The sequence below is a fragment of the Immundisolibacter cernigliae genome, from assembly GCF_001697225.1.
Lineage (GTDB): Bacteria > Pseudomonadota > Gammaproteobacteria > Immundisolibacterales > Immundisolibacteraceae > Immundisolibacter > Immundisolibacter cernigliae.
In genome coordinates, this window is record NZ_CP014671.1 from 1,188,986 (window position 1) to 1,210,857 (window position 21,872).

Sequence of the window (21,872 nt, forward strand, 5' to 3'; positions counted from 1 at the left end):
TCGGCGCGGCCGACTCAGCGCAAATAGTTGAACAGCGACAGGTTGGCCAGGCGGCTGAAAGCCTCCTGCGCCGCCTGCAGGCCGGTGATGTTCTGTGCCAGGCGCGTGGCGGCCTCGGCGTAATCCAGATCGCGCACGGTGGACAGCGCCTGCTGGATCTGCAGCGCCGATCCGGCGTGGGCATCGGCGGCGACCTCGGCCGCCTTAAGGCGCGAACCGACGCTGGCGCGCACGCCCGACACGTGCGCCAGCTGCTGGTCCAGGTTCTCCAGGCTGCGGTTCAGGCGATTGGCCTGGGCCGCGCCCAGCGTCGGCGAGCCGTCCGGCAGTTCGAGCGCCGCGGCCAGCTCGGCGAGGGCCGCGAACATGTCCTGCCGTCCGGCCGGCGCGACGCTGAGCATGTCGCCATTCGCCGGCAGGCCGCTCAGGCTCAGACTCACGCCATTGAACGTGAGGGTATCGCCGGCCTGGTAGGCGCCGCTGGCAACCGAGCCGGACAGCGCGCCGGTGACGGTATAGGTAACGGAACCGTCGACCGCGACCGCAAACGCGACGGTGTAGTCGTCCGGCACCAGGCTGCCGACCACCGCCGTGTGGCCAACCTGCAGGGCGCCCGCATTGCCGGCCGCGGCGCTAGTGACGAAGCTGCCGTTGCCGGCGCGCGCGCCGGCAAACACGGCAGCTCCGGCATCGGCCACGGCGATGCTGTTGCCGGGACTCAGTTCCAGCATGCGCTGGCCGGCGTCGCCCACGTAGCTGACCAGGCCCGCCGTCTCCTGAAACGGCGGCGCATCGACGCTGTAGCCGCCGAACAGGTGCTCGCCGTCCGGTCCGCGGCTGTTGGCGAGCGCCAGCAGCTGCCCGCGCAGGGCGCGCACTTCAGTGGCGATGGCAGCGCGTGATTCCTGCGACTGGGAAGCCGACAGGCCCTGCAGGGCCAGTTCCCGCACCCGCTGCAGCACATCGCCGGCGCTGGCCAGCGCGCCTTCCTCGGCCGACAGCGCGGCGGTGGCGCGATTCACCGTCGCGCTGTACGAATCGCCGGCCGCCAGCGCGGCGTCGAGACGGCTGACACTGGCCGCCCCGGCCGGGTCGTCGACCGGCGAGTTCATCCGCAGGCCGCTGCCCAGCTGGCGCTGGACTTCCGCCAGCGCGGACTGGCGATCGCGCATCCCGATCAGGCTGCGGGCGTAAAAATCGGCTGTCGATACGCGCATGGTCAGTTGGCTACCGCGTTGATCAGTGAAGCGAACAGGGTCTGGCTGATGGCGATGACCTGTGATGCCGCCTGATAGGCCTGCTGCAGCTGCACCAGGTTGGCGGCCTCCTCGTCCAGGTTGACGCCGGACACCGCCTCGCGGGCGCTGCGGGCCTGATCGACCAGCGCCTGACGGGCGTCGGCGCCGATGCGCGCCTGCTGGCCGGCACTGCCGACCCGCGCCAGCAGGCCGGCGTAGCTGTTCAGGGCACTGGCGCGGCCACCTTCCAGAATCTGTTTCGATTCCTGGCCGGCCAGTGCCTGGGCGTTGCGGCCATCGCCGCTGCCGCCGACGTTGTGCGCCACCGTGAACACGTCGCCGGGCGCCGGCTTGCCGTCCAGGCGCACGCTCCAGCCGTTGAAGGCAATGGTGGCGCCGGCAACCGGGTCGTAGGCCACGCCGGTCGCCGGCAAGCCGGCACCGCTGCCGGTCACGTTAAAGGTGGTCGGCGAGGTGAAGGTGATGGTCACCGGGCCGAGCAGGTCGCCCGGCGGCGTCGGCAGGGACAGCGTCGTCGGCGCGCCGATCAGGCCGGTGCCGGTGTTGCCGTTGCCCGCCGCGCTGCGCACCGGCCCGGCCAGGGCCAGGCGCGCCGGGTCGGTGATGGCCAGGCGAAACTGCCGTGCCGCGTCGCCGGTGGGGTCGATGAGAAAGCTGTCGCCCACCGCCATCGCCCCGGAGGCCAGGCTCAGCGTCACACCGTCCACCTCTACCGGGGTGCCTGGCGGGATGCCTGGGAAACCGAGAGCGTCCAGATCGACCACCGTGCCGTCGTTCAGACGGGTCAGCGTGTAACCGCCGGCGTCGCGCGCCAGCCGGTAGCGACTGTCGCTCAGCCCGGCCACGTCGCTGATGGTGGCATTGACCACGCCGTCGCCGGTGTTGGCGCCGCTGCGCAAAACCTGGGGTGCGCCCGACAGGTCCGCCCACAGGTCGCCGCCCAGCTCGCCGTAGGCGTCCAGACCGAGCCGGTGCTGGGCATTGCCGGCGATTGCCACGCCGGTCACGATGCGGCCGATGGAGGCGCGCGCCGGGTCCAGCACCTGGCGCCGAAAATCGAGCAGTCCGCCCAGTTCACCACCGGTCAGCTGCTCGGTCACCGCGGCGCTGCCGCTGCTGCCGGCGTGGTAGATCTCCGGCCGGCTGGGGTCGTACAGGTTGGCGCCGGTGACCAGCGTGAACGCCTGCGTGCCGGTGACCACCGACTGGCCGGTGCCGACCAGTACGTTGACCGTGCCGTCCGGCTGCGCCACCACCTGCACGGCGGTCTTGGTGGCCAACTCGCCGATCATGCGGTCGCGGCTGTCGAGCAGGTCATTGGGCGGCGCCGTGCCGGCCGCTGCAATGCGGGCGTTGACATCGGCAATCTGCGTGGCCAAGGCGCTGATCTGACTGACCGTGGCGGCAATTCGCCCGTTGACCTCCTGATCCAGCGACGCGAGCGAGCTGTCCAGGGTATGCACGCGGGTGCTGAGCATCTGCATGTTCGCCAGCGCCACCTGGCGGGCCGAGGCATCCTGCGGCGAGGCCGCCACCGCCCGCAGCGCCGCGTAGTAATCCGACAGCGCCCCCTGCATGCTGGACGAGGCATCCGCCAGCGGCTGGCTGACGCGCTGCGTCATGTCGGCATAGGTCTGCAGGGACCGCTGCGCCGAGGTCTGGCCCCACATCTCGGCGGTGACGAAACGGTCGTAGGAACGCCGCACCGTGGCCACCTGCACGCCGTTGCCGTAGTAATTTTCCGACAGGAACTGCGCCGCAGCGGGTGCCATCTCGGCCCGCTGGCGACTGTAGCCGTCGGTGGCGACGTTGCTGATGTTGTGGGCAGTGACGTCCAGCGAGCGCTGGAAGGCCAGCAGCCCGGATACGCCGATGTCAATGGCGCTCATGCCAGGCCCCCGGTGTCGGTGGAGCGGCCAAGATCGGCCAGCAGCGGACTGCCCATGACGCGCAGGATCTTGCTCGCGTAGGCCGGATCGGTGGCGTAGCCGGCAGCCTGCAGGCCGCGGGCAAAGCCGCTCGCGTCGCCAGCCGCCAGCGCCTGCCGGTAACGCGGGTTTTCGGTCAGAAAGCGCGCGTAGTCGTCGAAGGCCTCGGCGTAGGAACCGTAGGCGCGAAAGTCGGCCGTCTCGCGCCGCAGGGCGCCGTCGCGAAACTCCAGCGTCGGCACCCGCGCCACCGCCCCGCCCCAGCCATGGGCCTTGATGCCGAACAGATTGTGGCTGGGCTGGCCATCGGCGCCGCGCGGCAGGCGCTCGCCCCAGCCGGTCTCGAGCGCCGCCTGCGCCAGGATCACCCGCCCGTCGATGCCCAGCGCCTGGCCGACCCGCTGCGCGTGCGGCCACAGTTCGGTCACGAAGGCGCTTTGGGAATCGAAGTCGCCCGTCTTGGCGCCAGTGGCTCGCATATCCGGCCGGCTCAGTGGCGGCAAGCCGGCCAGACCGCGCGGCAAGCCGCCCAGGCTCGCTGTTGGCATGGCAGCGGTGCCCGGCGTGCCGCCGACGGCGCCGGCAATGGCATCGGCAAAGCCCAGTCCGCCGTGCGCGCTCAGGTCCATCGCCAGCTGGCGATGCAGCAGGTCGCGATACATCTCGGCCTGCGGGCCGTCCAGCAGGCCCGGCCCGAAGCCGCTGCTGCGCAGGGTCTTGAGCAGCTCGCCCAGGAACAGCGCCTCGGCCTGGCGCGCCACCTCCGGCGCGGCGTTGCCGGCATCGGCACGCGCGGCGGCCTTCAGGCCCGCCAGCGCGTTCGGATCGGTGTAGACGGCACCGGGCAGCATGGCTCAGATCACCACCAGCTCGGCGCGCAGGGCGCCGGCCTCGCGCAGCGCCTCCAGGATCGCCACCAGGTCCGACGGGCCGGCGCCGACGCGGTTGACCGCCTCGACCACCTGCGCCAGCGTGACCGCGGGACCGAACAGGAACATCGGCTTCTTTTCCTCGGTGACTTCGATTTCGCTGCGCGGCGTGACCACCGTCCGGCCATCCGAGAACGGCGCCGGCTGGCTGACATCGGCGCGCTCGGCGATGGTGACGGTCAGGCTGCCGTGGGACACCGCGGCCGGTGACACGCGCACGTCGCCGCCCATCACCACCGTGCCGGTGCGGGTATTGATGACCACCCGCGCCGGGGCGGCGGCCGGATCGACGCTCAGGTTCTCGATGATCGACACGAAAGCCACCCGCTGCTGCGGGTCCTGCGGCGCCTGGACTTCGATGGCGGCGGCATCGCGGCTGACTGCGGTGCCGGCCCCCAGGGTCCGGTTGATGGCGTCGGTGACGCGGTTGGCGGTGGTGAAATCGGCCCGGTTCAGTTGCAGCGTCAGCGGGCCGCCGGCCGCAAACGGGCTGACCACCTCGCGCTCGACGGTGGCGCCGCCCGGAATCAGGCCGGCGCTGGGCACGTTGACGCTGATCTTGGAGCCATCGGCACCCGACACGCCCAGGCCGCCCACCGCCACACTGCCCTGCGCCATGGCGTAGACCTGCCCGTCGGCGCCCTTGAGCGGCGTCAGCAGCAGACTGCCGCCGCGCAGGCTCTTGGCATTGCCCAGCGACGAGACGGTGATGTCGATGGTCTGGCCGGTGCGGGCGAAGGCCGGCAGGCTGGAATGCACCACCACCGCGGCGACGTTTTTGAGCTGCGGATTGACATTGGGCGGCACCACCACGCCGAACTGCGCCAGCATGTTGCGGAGGCTCTGGATGGTGAACGGCGTCTGGCTGGTCTGATCGCCGGTGCCGTCCAGGCCCACCACCAGGCCGTAGCCGATCAGCTGGTTGCTGCGCACGCCGGCAATGCCGGCCAGGTCCTTGATGCGCTCGGCGCCGGCCGGCAGGGCCAAGGCGAGCAGCATGACGGCGGCGATCAGGCGGTGCATGGCGGTCATCCTCAGAACGGGAACAGGGCGCTGGAGAAGAAGCGGGCCAGCCAGCCCATGACGTTGGCGTCGTTGATGGCGCCCTTGCCGGTGTAGGCGATGCGGGCGTCGGCCACCTGCGTGGACAGCACGGTGTTGTTCGGACGGATGTCGGCCGGGCGCACGATGCCGGAAATCTGCACGTACTCCTCGCCCTGGTTCAGCTTGAGCCACTTCTCGCCGCGGATCACCAGGTTGCCGTTGGCCAGCACCTGGGCCACCGTGACGGTGACGCTGCCGGACAGGCGGTTGCTCTGGCTGGCGTTGCCGCTGCCGGAGAACGAGCGATCGGCCTCCAGCGAGGTGCCCAGACCATTGCCGCTGTGACTGGCCAGCGGCAGGAAGCCGGGCGTGCTGAACTCGACCGGCGAGCCGAGCAGGGTCGGATTGCTGATGTCGGTGCTGTTTTTCTTGTCGGTGCCGGTCTTGGCCGCCTTGCTGGCGCTGGTTTCTTCGTCCAGCACCACGGTCAGCACGTCGCCGACACGGCGCGGCTTGACGTCCTCGAACAGGTACAGCGTCGCGCCCGGCTGGTAGGCGGCCTGATAGATGGAGCCGCTGGGCACGGCCGGGACGGGCGCGGTTGGCTCCGGGTAGCTCGCGGCATAGTGCGGGTCGGGCTTGTGCTCGAAGCCGGCGCAGCCGGCCAGCAGTGCCGTCGCCATCAGGACAAACGCGATGCGGGTCATGGTCGTCAGGCCGCTACAGGTTGTTGGTGACGAACTGCAGCATCTGATCGGCGCTCTGGATGGCCTTCGAGTTCATCTCGTAGGCGCGCTGCGTCTCGATCATGTTGACCAGCTCCTCGGCGATGTTGACGTTGGAGCTTTCCACCGAGCCCTGCATCAGCGTGCCCAGGCCGTTCAGGCCCGGCGTACCGGTCTGCGGCGCGCCGCTGGAACCGGATTCGAGCAGCAGGTTCTGGCCGATCGCCTGCAGGCCGGCCGGGTTGATGAAATTGGTCAGTTGCAGGCTGCCGACCTGCGTCGCGGCCGCCGAGCCGGGCAGCAGCACCGACACCGTGCCGTCGGAGCCGACGGTGATGCTCTGCGCGCCCTCCGGCACGGTGATGGCCGGCTGCACCTGGTAGCCGCTGGAGGTGACCAGCTGGCCGTCCTGGTTGACCTGAAAGCTGCCGTCGCGCGTGTAGGCCAGGCTGCCGTCGGGCATCAGAATCTGAAAGAAACCCTTGCCCTGCACGGCCATGTCCAGCGGATTGCCGGTGTTGGTCAGGTTGCCCTGGCTGTGCAGCTTTTCGGTCGCCACCACGCGCACGCCGGTGCCGATCGAGAAGCCGCTCGGCAGCTGCGTGTCCTGCGTGGAGCTGGCGCCGACCTGGCTGATGTTCTGGTACAGCAGGTCCTCGAACACGGCCCGCTCGCGCTTGAAGCCGGTGGTGCTCACGTTGGCGATGTTGTTGGACACCACCTCCATGCGCGTCTGCTGCGCGTCGAGGCCGGTCTTGGCGATCCACAGGGCCTGGTTCATGGCGGGGTTCCTTTTTCGGTTAACCGTTGAGTGACAGCAGGCGGCTGCTGGCCTGGTCGGCCTTCTCGGCGGCCTGCATCAGGCGCACCTGCAGCTCGTACTGGCGGCTGGTTTCGATCATCTGCACCATCGCGCCGACGGCGCTGACGTTGCTGCCTTCGAGCGCGCCGGGCGTGAGCCTGACCGCCGCATCGGCCGGCAGCGTGCCGCCGTCGGCAGGCCGCAAGGTGCCGTCGCCGCCCTTTTGCAGGCTGTCCGGCGGCGGATTCACCAGCTTGATGCGCCCGACCACCGCCTGCGCCTCGGGCCCCTGCCCGTCCGGCACCACCGACACCGTGCCGTCGCGGCCGATACTGATGCTCTGGTAGGGCGGGATCAGCAACGGCCCGCCGTCGCCGAGCACCGGCAGGCCATTGGCGGTTTCCAGCAGGCCGCCGGCACTGACCCGCAGGTTGCCGGCGCGGGTGTAGGCCTCAGTGCCGTCGGCGGCCTGCACGGCCAGCGCGCCCTGGCCGTCGATGGCCAGGTCAAGATCACGGCCGGTCGGATTCACCGCCCCGGCACTGGCATCCAGACCCACGCCGGTGACCGGCGCGTAGACGCGGCTGTCCCAGCCGTCGCCCTGCAGCAGGGCCGCCCGGCTGGCCAGCAGGTCGGCCTTGAAGCCGGTCGTGCTGGCGTTTGCCAGGTTGTTGGCGGCCACCGCCTGCGCGGTTTCAAGCCGCGCGGCAGTGGCAGACGCGATGTAGACGAGGCGGTCCATGGCTTATCAGCGCATGTTGATGAGCGACTGGGTGACCGAGTCTTCGGTCTGGATGACCTGCGCATTGGCCTGGAAATTCCGCTGCGCCATGATCAGCTTGACCAGCTCCTCGGTCAGGTTGACGTTGGAGTCCTCCAGCGCGCCGGACTGGATTACGCCCAGGCGGGCCGAGCCGCCGGTGCCGACCAGCGGAATGCCCGAGGCGAAGGTTTCCACCCAGGCGTTGTTGCCGGCCTGGCGCAGGCCCTGCGAGTTGGCGAAATTGGCCAGCGCCACCTGCCCCTGCAGGCGCGACTGGCCGTTGGTGTAGCGGGCAAACACCCGCCCGGTCTCGTCGATGCTGATGGTGGCCAGGCGGCCGGTGCTGTAGCCGTCCTGGTCGAGCGCGTTCACGCTGTAGGTGTCGCCGTACTGGGTGGTCGGCGTACCGCCGGCATAGTTGAGCGTGAGGTTCATGTCGGCGGCGCCGGCCACCGTGGTCGGCGCGTACGCAATCTGGCCAGTCGCCGGGGTGGCGATCTTGCCGTCGGTGCCAAAGGTGATGGTGCCGCCAGCGGATGGCGTCACTTCCGTGCCGTCCAGCAGCAGGTGGGTGGCGTAGGTGTTCGGCGCGGTCTTGACGAAATACAGCACGCCGTCGTGGCTGTTGCCCAGCGAGTCGTAGAAGGTCATCGAGCTCGAGTTGGTGTAGCTGCCGGCCACAGTCGGGTCGAAAGGCAGCGGAATGGTCGGCGCCGCTGCCCGCAGATTCACGCCCACCATGACCGAACTGCTCGCGTTGGGCGCGACGTCGGAGGTGTCGATCTGCAGCGGCAGCGGCGTGCCCGCCGGCAGGCCGGCCGCATCCACCTGGAAGGCCATCAGCTTCTGGCTGGCGCTGTTGGTGACGAAACCGGAGCGGTCCACACCGAAGGCGCCGGCGCGCGAGTAGACGGTGCCGCCGTCGTCGTCGAGCATGAAAAAGCCGCCGCCGGAGATCGCCAGGTCGAAGTTGTTGTTGGTCGACTTGATGTTGCCCTGGTCGAACTGCTGGTTGATGGCCGCCGTGCGCACACCGCGGCTGACCGCCAGCGAGGACACGCCCAGGTTGCTGCCGGTGAAGATGTCCGAGAACTCCGCCCGCGACTGCTTGAAGCCGTTGGTGTTCACGTTGGCGATGTTGTTGCTGGCGATGTCCAGCTGCGTGGTGGCGGCGTTAAGGCCGCTGATTGCCGTTTCGAAAGCCATGACTGTCTCCTGAATGAATGGCCCGCGGGCCGCTTACATCACCTGCTTGACGGCGCCAAGGTCGGTCAGGCCGTAGCCGTCCACGACCAGTTGCACGCCCTGCCCGTCGCTGCCCAGCAGCACGCTGTCGACACGTCCGGCGGCCAGCGTGGGCACCGACTCGCCGGTACCCGGATCGGCAAACACCCGGTACTGCCCCGGCGCGGCATTGGTGCCGTCGGGCAGGCTGCCGTCCCAGGCAAAGCGCACGATGCCGGCCGGCTGCGGACCGAGCGTGACCTGGCGCACCAGACGGCCGGCCGGGTCGTAAATGCTCAGCTTCAGGTCGGCCGCGTTGGCCGGCAGGTTGACCGCGCCGGTCAGCGGACCGCCCAACGGCAGCAGCATCGCTTCGCCATCCAGCAGCACTTCGCGGCCGACCAGCTGCGCAGCCTGCGAGGCACGGCTGGAGGTCAGGCTTTGCGACAGTCCGGCCAGCTGGTCCTTCAGGTCGCTGATGCCGGTCATCATGCTCAGCTGCGCCATCTGGGCGACCATTTCGTTGGCCTCCATCGGCTTGCTCGGGTCCTGGAATTTCAGCTGCGTGGACAACAGCGTCATGAAGTCTTCCTGGTTCAGCACCGTGCGCCGTTCCTTGGGCGGGGCCAGCGTGTCGCTGCTGCGAAGACCGGCGGCGGTCAGCGAGTCGGCGGCGTTCATGCGCCTTCTCCCAGGCGCAAGGTGCGCTGGATCAGTTCCTGCACGGTGCCGAGCGCCTGCGCCGCGCCTTCGTAGGAGCGCGAGGCCGAGATCATGTCCGCCATCTGCTCCACCGGCCGCACGTTGCTGTAGTAGACGTAGCCCTGCGCATCGGCCAGCGGGTGGCCGGGCTGGTATTCCACGCGCGGCGGCTCGTCGCTGACGGCGACGCCCCGGACCTGCACGCCGACGGTCGAGCCGTCGCGCTGCGCCTGATCCAGCACCGCCGCGAACACCGGCACGCGCGCCCGGTAGGCCGCATCCGTGCTGCCGGCGGCCTGGTCGGCATTGGCCAGGTTGCTCGCCACCGTGTTCAGGCGCACGGTCTGGGCGGCGAGCGCCGAGCCCAGCGTGCCGAACATCCGAAAGTCACTCATGGCTCATCACTCCCCGCGCAGGGCGGTCATCAGGCCGCGGATGCGGCCGTTCAGAAACGTCAGGCTGGCCAGGTACCGATTCGAGTTCTCGCCAAACGCCGCCTGCTCGGTCGCCACGTCCACCGTGTTGCCGTCCAGGGACGGCTGCAGCGGCGTGCGGTACAGCGCCTTGGTCGAGGCGCCCGCATCCAGGCTGGCCAGGTGATTGGCCTGTGTCGTCACCAGCGGCCCGGCGCCACCCTGCGCGCTGGCCAGCGCCTGCTTGAAATCGATGTCCCGCGCCTTGAAGCCGGGCGTGTCGGCATTGGCCAGATTGGCCGCCAGCAACTGCGCGCGCTCGGCGCGCAGTTGCAGCGCCGTGGCGTGAGTGCCGAATGCCTGGTCGATGAGGTTTGCCATGCCGAACTCCCGGCGGTCTGCGTCTGGGACCGGCAAAAGCACGCATCGGGCCAGAGTGCCTGAAAGCCTTTTGTTATCAGGATTTCCGAACTTTCACAGGACCCCCGGAAGCGGCTGCAAAAGCCTGTCGGCAAGGGCTTGCCGGCCCGGCGGCGACGGATTGCCGACGCCGACCGGGCTGCGGCAGACGGCCATCGCGAGGGCGTGTGTCGTGAATGCCGGCATTGATGGCATGGCAGGGGCATGGCATGGCGCGTGCTTTGCCCTTGCAAGACCCGACGCGGCCGCGCCCGCATCTGGCAGCCGCCCGTCATTCACGGAGACACAGCCATGCAGCGCCCAAACCGACCTGCAGCCACGCGCCCATTGGCGCTCGTCCTGCTGCTTTGCAGCGCCAGCGCGTCGGCTGTGCAGGCGCCGAGCACCCTGGTGGACGCCGCCCGCCGCGCGGCACTGGCGGCGGCCCGCGAGGCCGGCGTCAATAATCCGACGGCAACGGTCGCCAATCCCGATCCGCGCCTGCGCCTGGCCAACTGTCCGGCCCCCCTGGCGGCCAAGCTGACCGGCCAGACGCGGCTGCCGGGCCGGGCCGTAGTGCGGGTGGCCTGCCCGGGCGCGCCCGGATGGGCAGTGCACCTGCCGGTCAGCGTGCAGGCCAAGGCCGACGTACTGGTGGCGGCAAGGCCGCTGCCGCGCGGCCACCGCATTCAGGCGAGCGACCTGCGCCGGCAGACGCTGGAACTGGGCGCGCTCAACGGCCAGTACCTGCTCGACGAGTCCGCTGCGCTGGGCCAGGCCTTGCGCCGCGGTATCGCCAGCGGCGAGCGACTGGCGCCAGCGCTGCTGCAGGCGCCGGTGCTGGTGCGCCGGGGCGATCCTGTGATGATGCAGCTGCAAAGCGACAATTTCGTCATCCACGCCAACGGCCGGGCGATGGCCAGTGGCGGTGCCGGCGAGCGGATCGCGGTCGAGAACCTGAGCTCGAAACGCGTCGTTCACGGCACCGTGACCGGCGACGGGCGGGTCACGGTGGAATTTTGACGGCGTTGCTAAAGTTCCTGCCGGCCCCGACGATAAGCGGACATCCAACGCGTCCGCAGCGTTTCAGCCGGAGTCAAAAATGATGGAAATCGGGCCCACCTCAGCCACCGCAGACATTCACAAGGCCGATGCCGCGCCCGCCCGCCCGCTGCCCGCCGGCAGCGCGCCCGCGGCACCGCAGCCGGCCGCCGACGACAGCGTCGACCTGACCGACGGCGCCCGCCAGCTGCAGGACCTGCAGGCAGCGGTCGCCGCCACGCCGGTCGTCGACAGCGTTCGCGTGGCGGCGCTGCGCGACGCGATCGCCAACGGCAGCTACCGGGTCGACGCGCAGGCCATCGCCGATGGCCTGCTCGCGCAGGATCGCGCGGCCCTTGGATAAGCCAGTGCCGACACCCGCGGCCCCGACCGGCCACGACCTGCTGGGCACCCTGGTCGGACTGCTGGAACAGGAATACGCCGCCCTGCGCCAGGCAGACGCGGCGGCAGTGGTCAGCATCGCCGAACGCAAACGCGCGCTGACCGGCACCCTCGCCAGCCTTGGCCTGCCGGCCGGGGACGCCAGCCTGCCGGCCCCGACGGCCGAACTGGCACGGCGTTGCCACGACCTGAACCGGCGCAACGGCGAACTGCTGCACCTGCAGCAGAGCATGCTCACGCGCGCCATGCGCGTGCTGTCGGGCAACGATGCCGGCCCCACGGTATACGGCGCCCGCGGCCAGACCCAGACCCATCCGGGCGGCCGGCACATCGCCAGCGTCTGAAACCGCAGCCGCACGCCCCGCGGGGCGTTTCGAGCACGCGACCGGCTCCGGACGCCGCGTTCAGGAAGCGCTGAATTAATCCATCCTGGATTTCCCAGCGCCCGCCATCGGAAAACCTTGTGGGAGCGCAGCTTCGCTGCGCGATCATCGCCCGGCGAAGCCGGGCTCCTACAGTTTTCCGATGGCTCACAAAAGGCTCACAAAACCAGCAGCTTGCGGCCGCTGAATTTTGGCAGCGCTTCCCTGCGCTGCGGGAAGCGTTTACGTCTTGACGCTTCCTTTACCCGTTCTCGAGCGCCGCCTGCCAGGGCCGCTCGCCAGCGCCAAACGCCAGAAACGGCACGTTCAGCAGCGACTCCTTGTTGTAGCGCAGCGGCTGCAGCCGAAAATCCGTCAACTGCCCGCCGGCCTGCTCCAGCACGCACTGCGCGGCCGCCGTGTCCCACTCGCTGGTCGGCCCGTGGCGGGGATAGAAATCCGCCTCCCCGGCCGCCACCAGGCAAATCTTGAGCGAACTGCCGATGGACACGATCCGGTGCCCGGGCAGCGCATCCAGAAGCTGCGCCAGTTCCGGGCTGGCGTGCGAGCGACTGGCCACCACCCGCAGCGGTCCGCCACGGTAGGTACTCACCTGCAATGCGCGCCGCTCGCCAGTGGCCGACACGTGACAGGCCCCTGCCCCCTCGGCCGCCGCGTACACCTCGCCGCGCACCGGCACCTGCACCACACCCAGCACCGGCCGGCCGGCGTCGATCAACGCAATGTTGACCGTGAACTCGCCGTTGCGCTTCACGAACTCGCGCGTGCCGTCCAGCGGATCGACCAGCCAGTAGCACTGCCAGGCCCGGCGCTGCGTGTACGGAACGGCAACCGACTCCTCGGACAACACCGGCCACTGCGGCGTGAGCGCCTCCAGCGCCGCCACGATCACGCCGTGCGCGGCCCGGTCCGCGGCCGTCAACGGCGAGCGGTCATCCTTGTGCTCGACCGTGAACTCGCCGTCGTACACCTCCAGGATGGCGCCAGCGGCGCGATGGGCGATGTCGATCACCACCGGCAGCAGGCCGGCAAGGTCGGTGCTGGAAACCATGAAAACTCCTCGTGGGGTTGCAGCGCGAATTGTCCGCCAGAAGGCCGGCAGCGAGAATTCCGGGCGCAAGGTCGCGTCAGCCACTGTATTCACAGGTTCGGTCACGGTCCCGCCCACACCGGCCGTGCTTTCGAGCGGCGAGGTGCAGGCCACGCACACCGCCTCCCGGCCAGGCCGCTACCATGTGCCGACTCATTGGCCGCCGAGGGTTTTGCCATGCTGCTCGAAGCTTCCTGCCACTGCGGCGCGGTGCGCTTTTCGGTCGAAAGCCACGCGCCCTATCCGTACATGCACTGCTACTGCTCGATCTGTCGCAAGACGCAGGGCGGCGGCGGTTTCGCCATCAACCTGCACGCCGAGGCGGACAGCCTGAAGGTCGAGGGCCGCGAGCACGTCGGCGTGTACCGCGCCTTCATGGACCACCCGGTGCGCAGCGAGCGCAGTCCCGGCGAGCGGCATTTCTGCCGCGAGTGCGCCAGCGCGCTGTGGGTGTGGGATCCGCGCTGGCCGGAGCTGCTGCACCCGTTCGCCTCGTGCATCGACACGCCGCTGCCGGCGCCGCCGGAGCGTTGCCACATCATGCTGGACAGCAAGCCGGCCTGGGTGCCGGTGCCGGCCGAAACCGCGGCCGACCGGCACTTTCCGGACTATCCGGACGAGGCACTGATCGACTGGCACCGTCGCCACGGTCTGATCACCGACTGACCCCGATGAGTTACGAGAACCTGCTGTACGAAACGCGCGGCCCGCTGGCGCTGATCACCATCAACCGCCCGGCCAAGCTGAACGCCATTTCGCTGGGCACGGTGGACGAGCTGCACGTGGCCATCGCCGCCGCGGCGGATGATCCGGCGGTGCGGGTCATCGCCATCACCGGCGCCGGGGACAAGGCCTTTGCCGCCGGCTCGGACCTGGCCGAGGTGGTGCATCGCGATCTGAACAAGGCGCTGGAACCGATCATGCAGGGCGTGGCCGAGCGCCTGGAGCGGTGTCCGAAGCCGACCATCGCCGCCATCAACGGCATCTGTTTCGGCGGCGGGCTGGAGGTAGCGCTGGGCTGCGATCTGCGCGTGGCCGGCCGCAATGCCCGCTTTGCCACGCCGGAGGGCAAGCTCGGCATCATTCCCGGCGGCGGCGCCACGCAGCGCCTGCCGCGCCTGGTCGGCCGCGCCTGGGCGCTCGACATGCTGCTGATGGGCGAGCCGATCGACGCCGAACGGGCACTGCACATCGGCCTGGTCACGCGCCTGGTGGACGACGCCGATCTGCTGCCGACCGTGCAGCGCATGGCCGAGCACCTGGCCAGCTTCGCGCCGCTGGTGCCGCGCTACATGAAGGCGATGGTGCATGCCGGCATGGAAGGCAGCCTGGCGGCGGGTCTGGCCATGGAGAAGTTCGCGCAGGCCGGCCTGTGCGAGACGGCGGACAAGAAGGAAGGCCTGGCGGCGTTCATGCAAAAGCGCCCGCCAAAGTGGACCGGGCGCTGAGAGGGTCGACTTAAACCACTTCAGGCCTCGGCCTTGGCAATACCTCCGCCGGCGCGGTCGGTGCTGCGCAGCATCTGCACCTCGGGCGGGCGTTTGGGCCAGCCCGGCATCATCAGCCACATGCGCAGCAGGTGGCGCTTGCGGTCGCCCTGCGGCCAGTCCCGATAATCCGCCCGCGCGTGCAGCAGCACGCGGTTGTTGACGAACTGCACCGTGGCCGGGTCGATTACCATGTCGATCTTCATTTCCGGGCGCCCGGCCACCGCCTGCAGGCAGGCGATGGCCTCCTGTTCGATGGCGGGCAGCGCCTCACGCGGCTCGCCGTTTGGCCCGCGGATGGCCGCTGGCAGAAAAAAGCAGTCCGGCTCGCCGGTCAGGAAACTGAACACCGGAATGCGGTGCCCGGTCACCGCCGGCTGATCGCTCTTGATGACCGTCTCGCTGCCGTAGTGAAAGCCGCGGTACAGCGGCTCGATCAGGTCCGGCCGTTCGGCCAGGATGGCGTTGTGCACGGCAAACGAGCTCATCAGCGGCGTGGCACCGCCCTGCATGGCCGGCGTGAGACACATCAGGCCGGTCACGTCCACGGGGTCCATGTGCACCTCGATCGGCCCGCCGATGCCGTAGTAGCGGCCGACCTCGCCGCGATCCTGCACGTGGCCCAGGCGATCGCCGCGCTGGCTTTGCGACACCACAACTCCCAAGTGCGAGCCCAGGCCCCACAGGATGATGCCCAGTTCATCGTCGCTGTAGCGCGCCCGGTCGATGCCCTGCAGGCGCACGAAGCCACGACCGCGGTGCAGGATGTCGGCCATGTGGCGCAGGTCGCCGGCCAGCGCCGGCAGGTCGAATACCTCAGGCGTGACTTCGTCCAGGCTCAGGCCACCGTCGCGCACGCGGCGCACCGCGCGGTCGATGTCGGCCAGTGCCTCGCCGGACAGGGTATAAACCCAGTCGGCCGGGTCGCGGTAGTCGGTGCCGCGCCACACGCAGGCGCCGGTGACGGGTCGGTGCAGGCTCATGGTGTCTCCCCCTTGTTCGGTGCCGCCCTGGCCGTGATGATATGCCGCTGAACGACCGACCGGCCAGCAGGCCGCCCCGCCCATTGCCCCTGAGGAGAAACGCCATGAAACCCATGCCCGGCATGCTGACGCCCGAGACCCTGCCCTCCGGCACGCTCGACCCGCTCCAGTTCGCCAAGTATTCCGAGGAGAAGGCCAACGTCGTGCCGGTGTACGCCGACAGCGAGGATCTTGGCATCGTGTCCTGGAATCTGCTGCCCGGCCAGGCCAACGAGTCGCACTCCCACCCCTACGCCGCGCACTGTTTCGTGATCGTCGAAGGCGAAGGCCATTACCTGAAGGGCCAGCCCGGCACGGCCGAATACGCCGAGTACCCGATCAAGGCCGGGCAGACGGTGGTGATTCCGCGCAACCAGGTGCACGGCATCCGCAACACCGGCAAGACGCCGCTTTCCTACTTCGGCATCACCACCACGGCCGGCGGCGAGTACGCGCGGGTTGTCGACGGCGTCGTGCACAAATACTGAGGCGGCGCACATGAGCCAACACATCGGCGTGATCGGCCTGGGCAGCCTGGGCGCCAACATGGCGCGCCTGCTGGCCGAGGACGGCTATGCCGTGCATGCCTACGACCTGGACGGCGCACGCACCGCGAACGCGGCCGAACACGCCGGCGTGACGGGCCACAACTCGGCCCGCGCGGTGGCCGAGGCCAGCACGCTGGTGCTGCTGTCCCTGCCGCAGTCGGAAGCCGTTGCCGCGGCCTGCCTGGGACCGGGCGGCCTCATCGAAGGCGCCAGCCGTGGCCTGCTGGTGGTGGACACCACCTCCGGCTATCCGGAGCGCACGAAGGAAATTGCCGCGGAACTGGCCGCAGCCGGCGTGCGCTACGTCGATGCAGCCATCACCGGCGAGGAAGGCGGCGCCAAGGCGCTGCCCAAGCGCGCACTGACCTTCTGCGTCGGTGGCGGCGAGGCGGACGTCGCCCAGGCACGGCCGATCCTGGAACGCATGGCGCGTTACGTCTATCACGTCGGCCCGCTGGGCGCCGGCCAGATCGTGAAGATGGTCAACAACATGGTCGGCTCGGCCGCCGGCGTGGCCGCCATCGAGGGTCTGCTGATCGCCGCCAAGCACGGCATCGACGTGAAAATGGCCGCCCAGGTGCTGGACAAGGGCACCGGCATGAATTTCTTCTGCCGGCATCCGGATTTCGCCCTCACGCCCGGCGTCGAGGGCGGTTTCCAGCTTGGCCTGATGACCAAGGACCTGCGCCATATGTCCGAGTTCGCGCGCCGCTCGGACGTGCCGGCGCTGGTCACCGACCACATCTTTCACCTGTTCGAGCTGTTCGTGCGCGAGCAGGGCTATGGCGCCGACATCCTGCGCCAGGTCGACGTGATGCAGAAATGGGCCGGCGTGCGGCTGGACGGCACGCCGGTGGAGTAGGGGAGCGGCTTTGCCGCGCGACAGGATCGCCGGCGCAGCCTGGTTCCCACGTCCTCGCAGTCCCAAACACAGAAGCGCCGCTGCGCGGCATCGCCCGGCAAGCCGGGCTCCTACACAAATCGATCTACGTGAATCACAGGAGGACCAAGCCATGCTCAGCGTGAACGACATCAAGGGCCTGTACGCCATCACCCCGACACCGTCCAAACCCGGCGCCGAGCGCTGGGACGCCACCGACACGGTGGACCTGGACGAACTGGCGCGCCTGACCGAGGCGCTGGTGCAAAGCGGCGTCAACGGCATGGTGGCCATGGGCACCACCGGCGAGTGCGCCACGCTGACCAACAGCGAGTGGGAACAGGCCGCCGCCTGCGTGATCGAAACGGTCCGCAAGCGCGTGCCGCTGTTCGTGGGCACCACTGCATTGGGCACGCACGAGATCGTGCGCCGCAACCGCTTCATCCTGGACCTGGGCGCCGACGGCACCATGCTGGGCCTGCCCATGTGGCAGCCGTGCACGCTGGACATGGCGGTGCAGTTCTACGCCGACATGTCCGAGGCGTTCCCGCAGCTGGCCATCATGGCCTACGACAATCCGGGCGCGTTTCGCTTCAACTTCCCGCCGCCGTTCTGGGCGCAGGTGGCGCGCCGCGCGCCGACCGTGATCTGCACCAAGCACGGCCCGGACCCGATGATCAGCGCGCTGATCGGCATGACGCAGGGCAAGATCCGCTTCCTGCCGCACATTGCGGGCGCCTATGCCATGGCGCGCATCGAGCCGGAACACAACATCGCCTTCTGGGCCACCGAGGCCAGCATGGGGCCGGAGCCGGCGCTGGCGCTGCGCGACGCCATCGATGCCGGTGACTGGGCCCGCGCCAAGGCCATCGACACCGACATCGGCTACACCATGCAGACCTTCTTCCCGCCGGGCGGCATGGCCGAGTTCGCGTCCTACAACATCCAGCTGGAAAAAATCCGCTTCGACGAGTCCGGCTACTGCAAGGCCGGGCCGATCCGCCCGCCGTATCACGTGATCCCGGACACCATCGAGCAGGGTGCGCGCGAGTGCGGCCGGCGCTGGAAGGCGCTGCGCGGCAAGTACGGCTGAGGCGGGCCACGCGTACCAAGTGTCGCGGTCGCGGGCATGGCCCGCTCCTACAAAAAAAGCGTTTCGTCACACCGAGGCCGCGACTTCTACCAGAAATTGCGCCGTGCCCTGATTCGTAGGAGCGGCCCATGGCCGCGACCGCACAGCCGGCCCCGTGCCCCAGACTGCACCGGCACGACAACCTGAAAGGTCGCGGGCGAGGTGCGATCCCGCGATCGTTTCCGTAACGGGTATCGATTGTTCAACCGTCCGTTCCCGCCAGCGGCGGCAACGGGCAGTCCAGAGCCGCACCGATGGCGCGCAGCAGTTCCAGTTCCGCGACTTCCACCACGCCGTCGTGGCTCACTGCCAGCGCGCAGGCCGACAGCAGTCGCAGGCGCTGCATCAGCGGCGCGCCCGCCAGACGCTGCAGCGCGCCGTTGAACGCGGATTGCGCGACCGTCATCGGCAGGGCCGGCAGGTCGAGCTGCGCGCAGGCGGCGGCGTAGGCGTTCGGCGCACCGGCGCTGGCGCAGTCGGCCAGCGTGCGCAGCACCTGCCGGATGTCGTCCGGCTCGGCTTGCGGGCTGCCCCGGGTGTGCGCCGATGGCAGCAGGTGGTGGCGCAGCAAGGCCAGCAGCGGCCAGTTTCCGGATGCGCCGCCGGCCAGCGTCTGCAGGTCATCGACGAGTTTTTGGCGCCATGCCGGCGGTTGCGCCTGCAGGGCCGGCAGCGCCAGATCGACCAGCGGCAGACGAAAGCGCGGCCCCAGACGGCGCGCGGCCGCTCCAAGCTGATCCGCGAACACGGCCACGGTGTGGCCCAGCACGGCCGACCGGGCCGGTGTGCGCGTTTCGTCCTGGTCGGCCAACAGGCCGCACAGCAAGGCCATTGCGCCGCTGCCGGTCTGCGTGGCCTCGCGCAGCGGCGGCGGTATGGCGCCGATCAGGGACGCCGCGTAGCCCAGGCCGGCGAGATCGATTTCACCGACCCGGCCGGCCAACGAAGCCGCCGGCACGGTGACGGGCTCAGCAGCCGATGGCGGACTGTTGTCCAGGTTCTGCTCCCGTTTGCTGGGCCGCTCGAACAGCGGGTAGATGCGGGCGATGCGTTCATCGAGCGGCGGATGGGTGGCCAGCAGGCGGCTGAACCAGGTGCGGTGTGGCGTGGCGAACAGCATGTGGCTGAAGGCTTCCGCCTGGCGGGTGCGCAGCATTGCGCCGTCAGCCTCGTCGCGCACCCGGCGCAGCGCCCCGGCCAGGCCGCGCGGATTGCGCGTGAACTGCACCGCCGCGGCGTCGGCCAGGTGTTCGCGCTGGCGCGACACGGCGGCGCGGATCAGGCGCGCCAGAAACACGCCCAGGTAGCCGACCGCCGCCAGCAGGCCGCCCACCAGCAGCTGGCCCGGGAAACCGCCACGCGCCAAACGGCCGCGACTGCTCAGCGACGGCGTGGCCGAATGCACCAGCCACAGGCCGAGCGCGCCGGGCGCGGTGATGCCGTGCAGCAGGCCGAGCAGGCGGATGTTCAGGCGCCCGTCGCCGTGCAGCAGGTGGCTGAACTCGTGCGCCAGCACGCCCTGCAGCTGGTCGCGATCCAGCCGCTCCAGACAGCCCTGGGTGACCGCGATCACCGCATCGGCCGGGCCGCGGCCGGCGGCGAAGGCGTTGATGCCCGGCTCGTCCTGCATCAGGTAGATGCGCGGCATGGCAAGGCCGCTGGCCACGGCGATTTCCTCGGCCACGTTCAGCAGGCGCCGGCGCGCTGCGTCGGTGGCGTCCGGCGCCACCCAGCGGGCGCCGGCCAGGCGCGCCACCACCGGACCGCCGGCGCTCAGTTCCCACAGCCGCCGCAGCGTGCCGGCGCCGATCAGGGCCAGCGTGATGGCGGTGGTCCAGCCGTAAATGACCGGCGGCAGGTCGGCCAGGTGCCGATAGTCGTGACGCAGGTCGCCGATCACCACCAGCCAGCCCACCAGCAGGTTCAGCGCCAGCACCAGGCCCAGCACGGCCAGCGTGAACAGCGCCAGCAGCAGGGCGCTGTAACGGCGCGCCTGCTGCTGGTAGGCGAAAAAATCCATGCCGTCGCTGGCGAGACTGGCCTAGAAGCTGACCTGCGGCAGCGCGCGCACGGCGGTGTCGTCCAGCTCGAAGAAGCCGGCCGCCCGAAAGCCCATGCTGCCGGCGACCAGCACGTTCGGAAATACTTCGAGCGCCGTGTTGTAGGTCATCACCGCGTCGTTGTAGGCCTGGCGGGCGAAGGCCAGGCGGTTCTCGGTGGACGCCAGTTCCTCGCTCAGGCGCGCCATGGTGGCGTCGGCCTTCAGGTCCGGGTACTGCTCCACCACCGCCATCAGCCGGCCGAGCGCGCCACCCAGCGCCGCCTCTGCCTGGCCGAGCGCCGCCATCGCCGCGGCACTGTCCGGCTGCGCGGCGGCCTTCTGACCGGCGTCGACCGCCGCGCCGCGGGCGGCGATCACCGCCTCCAGCGTGGCGCGCTCGTGCTGCAGGTAGGCGCGGGCCGTCTCGACCAGATTCGGCACCAGATCGTGACGGCGCAGCAGCTGCACGTCGATCTGCGCGTGGGCGTTGCGGTAGCGGTTGCGCAGCGTCACCAGCCGGTTGTAGATCAGAAAGAATCCGACCAGCAGCAGCGCCACAACAATGAGCAGAAAACCCAGCAGACGGGCCATGCGCGATTACTCCCCGGATGATTGACCGATACCGGCAGGTGATCGGCCGCCGGCGCGGGGACTGTAGCAGCGAGGGGAGCGCTGAAGTATTCAGCGTTCCCCGCAGCGCAGGGACGCGCTGCCAAAATCAGCGGCTGTAGGAGCCCGGCTGTGCCGGGCGATCATCGCGCAGCAAAGCTGCGCTCCCACAAGGGTTCTGGACTGGACGCGCCGAGAAATCCAGGATGGATTTATTCGGCGCTTCCCGAGGGGAATTTCAGTCGCCAGCCATGCTGGCGCGATGACAGGTTCGGGTCAGCGCGGGCGGCCGACCTACGCCGGCCGCGAGAGTGCTTCGCGCGTCGCGCTCAGACCTTGTCCAGCACGTACAGGCGCAGCATCGACAGGCCCGGCAGCACATCCAGGCGGCGGCGAATCACGAAGCCGGCCTGGGCCAATTCGGCCTCGATGACGGCGCGCTTGACCACCCGGCGATAACCGTCGGCGCGCGTGGTGCGCGCATTCTGCCGCATCCGGCGACGCGCCTGCAGGTTGCCGTCCACCCACAGGCTGACGGTGACGCCACGGCGCGCCACCCGGTGCAGCTCGCGAAGAATCCGCAAGCGATCGGCAGCCGTCGCCATGTGGTGCAGCAGCCGCATGCACAGCACGTGCTCCACGGCCCCATCGGGCAGGTCCAGGGCAAAGGCATCCATCAGCGCAAGCGTCTCGAACCGCGCCAGCACGGCCGGCTCGGCGGCACCGGCGGCGATCTGCAGCATGGCCGGACTCACGTCCCCGGCCAACAGGCGACGGGTCGGGTTACTGGCCAGCACGGGCCAGAACCGGCCCGCCCCGCAGGGCATGTCGAGCACCGATTCCGGATTGCCGGCCAGCTTCAGGGCGCGGCCGGCCAGGTGGGTTTCACGCCAGGTGGTCAGGCGACGGCGCAGGCCGCGGTGGTGTTTTTCCAGATAGGCCCGCGCCAGGGCGAGGTCGTACTTGTCCGAGAACGGTGGCTTGGCTTGGACTGCGGCGGTCATGTTTGTGGCGGGGTTGCGGGGCATGTGCAGTCACCTTACGCAGCA

The 21,872-nt window shown here is 69.7% G+C and carries 24 protein-coding genes; 8 read left to right on the forward strand and 16 right to left on the reverse strand.

All coding sequences use genetic code 11. The features are described 5' to 3' along the window. Window positions 1-14: 14 nt before the first annotated feature. From flgL to flgB, 11 genes are read right to left on the reverse strand one after another with little or no spacing between them, the layout of a single operon-like run. Window positions 15-1,217: a flagellar hook-associated protein FlgL gene (gene flgL, locus PG2T_RS05650; RefSeq protein WP_068803325.1), complete on the reverse strand. Its 1,203-nt coding sequence runs from the start codon at window positions 1,215-1,217 to the stop codon at window positions 15-17. A 2-nt stretch (window positions 1,218-1,219) separates the two neighbouring features. Further along, on the reverse strand, window positions 1,220-3,148 hold the full coding sequence (flgK, locus tag PG2T_RS05655; RefSeq protein WP_068803327.1) for a flagellar hook-associated protein FlgK: 1,929 nt from the start codon (window positions 3,146-3,148) through the stop codon (window positions 1,220-1,222). Further along, window positions 3,145-4,038, reverse strand: coding sequence for a flagellar assembly peptidoglycan hydrolase FlgJ (gene flgJ, locus PG2T_RS05660; protein ID WP_068803329.1), 894 nt, complete (start codon window positions 4,036-4,038; stop codon window positions 3,145-3,147). Before flgJ ends, flgK begins: the two co-directional genes overlap by 4 nt. A 3-nt stretch (window positions 4,039-4,041) precedes the next feature. Beyond that, a complete protein-coding gene (locus PG2T_RS05665) occupies window positions 4,042-5,148 on the reverse strand; it encodes a flagellar basal body P-ring protein FlgI (protein WP_145931014.1) in 1,107 nt (368 codons plus the stop codon). A gap of 2 nt (window positions 5,149-5,150) precedes the next feature. Next, complete coding sequence (flgH, locus tag PG2T_RS05670; protein WP_068803331.1) at window positions 5,151-5,867, reverse strand: flagellar basal body L-ring protein FlgH; 717 nt, start codon at window positions 5,865-5,867, stop codon at window positions 5,151-5,153. Window positions 5,868-5,880: 13 nt separating this feature from the next. Then, a complete protein-coding gene (gene flgG / locus PG2T_RS05675) occupies window positions 5,881-6,666 on the reverse strand; it encodes a flagellar basal-body rod protein FlgG (protein WP_068803333.1) in 786 nt (261 codons plus the stop codon). 19 nt (window positions 6,667-6,685) lie between these two features. Continuing rightward, complete coding sequence (locus tag PG2T_RS05680; RefSeq protein ID WP_068803335.1) at window positions 6,686-7,429, reverse strand: flagellar basal body rod protein FlgF; 744 nt, start codon at window positions 7,427-7,429, stop codon at window positions 6,686-6,688. 6 nt (window positions 7,430-7,435) lie between these two features. Continuing rightward, window positions 7,436-8,656 carry a flagellar hook protein FlgE gene (gene flgE, locus PG2T_RS05685; protein ID WP_068803337.1) on the reverse strand — a complete coding sequence of 407 codons (1,221 nt, stop codon included), beginning with the start codon at window positions 8,654-8,656 and terminating at the stop codon, window positions 7,436-7,438. A 33-nt stretch (window positions 8,657-8,689) separates the two neighbouring features. Continuing rightward, the gene (locus PG2T_RS05690; protein WP_068803339.1) at window positions 8,690-9,355 is read right to left on the reverse strand and encodes a flagellar hook assembly protein FlgD; all 666 of its coding nucleotides are present in this window, start codon (window positions 9,353-9,355) and stop codon (window positions 8,690-8,692) included. After that, window positions 9,352-9,771 carry a flagellar basal body rod protein FlgC gene (flgC, locus tag PG2T_RS05695; protein WP_068803341.1) on the reverse strand — a complete coding sequence of 140 codons (420 nt, stop codon included), beginning with the start codon at window positions 9,769-9,771 and terminating at the stop codon, window positions 9,352-9,354. The genes PG2T_RS05690 and flgC overlap by 4 nt, the downstream gene beginning before the upstream one ends. A 6-nt stretch (window positions 9,772-9,777) precedes the next feature. Then, window positions 9,778-10,170 carry a flagellar basal body rod protein FlgB gene (gene flgB, locus PG2T_RS05700; RefSeq protein WP_068803343.1) on the reverse strand — a complete coding sequence of 131 codons (393 nt, stop codon included), beginning with the start codon at window positions 10,168-10,170 and terminating at the stop codon, window positions 9,778-9,780. A gap of 330 nt (window positions 10,171-10,500) precedes the next feature. Between flgB and flgA the strand changes: the two genes are divergently transcribed. From flgA to PG2T_RS05715, 3 genes are all read left to right on the forward strand, one after another. Then, the gene (gene flgA, locus PG2T_RS05705) at window positions 10,501-11,211 is read left to right on the forward strand and encodes a flagellar basal body P-ring formation chaperone FlgA (protein WP_158513152.1); all 711 of its coding nucleotides are present in this window, start codon (window positions 10,501-10,503) and stop codon (window positions 11,209-11,211) included. An 82-nt stretch (window positions 11,212-11,293) separates the two neighbouring features. Then, a complete protein-coding gene (gene flgM, locus PG2T_RS05710) occupies window positions 11,294-11,593 on the forward strand; it encodes a flagellar biosynthesis anti-sigma factor FlgM (RefSeq protein ID WP_158513153.1) in 300 nt (99 codons plus the stop codon). 4 nt (window positions 11,594-11,597) lie between these two features. Continuing rightward, a complete protein-coding gene (locus PG2T_RS05715) occupies window positions 11,598-11,975 on the forward strand; it encodes a flagella synthesis protein FlgN (RefSeq protein WP_068803349.1) in 378 nt (125 codons plus the stop codon). Window positions 11,976-12,255: 280 nt separating this feature from the next. On the opposite strand, the gene cysQ is transcribed toward PG2T_RS05715, so the two are convergent. Next, a complete protein-coding gene (gene cysQ, locus PG2T_RS05720; RefSeq protein WP_068803351.1) occupies window positions 12,256-13,065 on the reverse strand; it encodes a 3'(2'),5'-bisphosphate nucleotidase CysQ in 810 nt (269 codons plus the stop codon). A 216-nt stretch (window positions 13,066-13,281) separates the two neighbouring features. Here cysQ and PG2T_RS05725 point away from each other — a divergent pair, with 216 nt between their 5' ends. Both PG2T_RS05725 and PG2T_RS05730 read left to right on the forward strand, forming a co-directional pair. Then, window positions 13,282-13,770: a GFA family protein gene (locus PG2T_RS05725; protein WP_068807817.1), complete on the forward strand. Its 489-nt coding sequence runs from the start codon at window positions 13,282-13,284 to the stop codon at window positions 13,768-13,770. A gap of 5 nt (window positions 13,771-13,775) precedes the next feature. Beyond that, on the forward strand, window positions 13,776-14,552 hold the full coding sequence (locus PG2T_RS05730; protein ID WP_068803353.1) for an enoyl-CoA hydratase/isomerase family protein: 777 nt from the start codon (window positions 13,776-13,778) through the stop codon (window positions 14,550-14,552). Window positions 14,553-14,572: 20 nt separating this feature from the next. On the opposite strand, the gene PG2T_RS05735 is transcribed toward PG2T_RS05730, so the two are convergent. After that, on the reverse strand, window positions 14,573-15,574 hold the full coding sequence (locus tag PG2T_RS05735) for a TauD/TfdA family dioxygenase (RefSeq protein ID WP_068803354.1): 1,002 nt from the start codon (window positions 15,572-15,574) through the stop codon (window positions 14,573-14,575). A gap of 104 nt (window positions 15,575-15,678) precedes the next feature. Here PG2T_RS05735 and PG2T_RS05740 point away from each other — a divergent pair, with 104 nt between their 5' ends. The 3 genes from PG2T_RS05740 to PG2T_RS05750 all read left to right on the forward strand — a co-directional run bounded on the left by PG2T_RS05740 (window position 15,679) and on the right by PG2T_RS05750 (window position 18,134). Beyond that, window positions 15,679-16,101, forward strand: a complete 423-nt coding sequence (locus PG2T_RS05740) for a cupin domain-containing protein (RefSeq protein WP_068803356.1) — start codon at window positions 15,679-15,681, stop codon at window positions 16,099-16,101. A 10-nt stretch (window positions 16,102-16,111) separates the two neighbouring features. After that, window positions 16,112-17,023 carry an NAD(P)-dependent oxidoreductase gene (locus tag PG2T_RS05745; protein ID WP_068803358.1) on the forward strand — a complete coding sequence of 304 codons (912 nt, stop codon included), beginning with the start codon at window positions 16,112-16,114 and terminating at the stop codon, window positions 17,021-17,023. 151 nt (window positions 17,024-17,174) lie between these two features. Then, entirely contained in the window at window positions 17,175-18,134 is a 960-nt protein-coding gene (locus tag PG2T_RS05750) for a dihydrodipicolinate synthase family protein (protein WP_068803360.1), read from the forward strand. Window positions 18,135-18,375: 241 nt separating this feature from the next. Here the strand turns inward: PG2T_RS05750 and PG2T_RS05755 are convergent, their stop codons facing one another. The 3 genes from PG2T_RS05755 to PG2T_RS05765 all read right to left on the reverse strand — a co-directional run bounded on the left by PG2T_RS05755 (window position 18,376) and on the right by PG2T_RS05765 (window position 21,851). Then, a complete protein-coding gene (locus tag PG2T_RS05755; protein WP_068803362.1) occupies window positions 18,376-20,193 on the reverse strand; it encodes a M48 family metallopeptidase in 1,818 nt (605 codons plus the stop codon). 21 nt (window positions 20,194-20,214) lie between these two features. Next, window positions 20,215-20,805 (reverse strand): LemA family protein, encoded by a 591-nt coding sequence (locus tag PG2T_RS05760; protein WP_068803363.1) that lies wholly within the window; start codon window positions 20,803-20,805, stop codon window positions 20,215-20,217. 347 nt (window positions 20,806-21,152) lie between these two features. Then, window positions 21,153-21,851 (reverse strand): class I SAM-dependent methyltransferase, encoded by a 699-nt coding sequence (locus PG2T_RS05765; RefSeq protein WP_236953303.1) that lies wholly within the window; start codon window positions 21,849-21,851, stop codon window positions 21,153-21,155. Window positions 21,852-21,872: the final 21 nt, after the last annotated feature.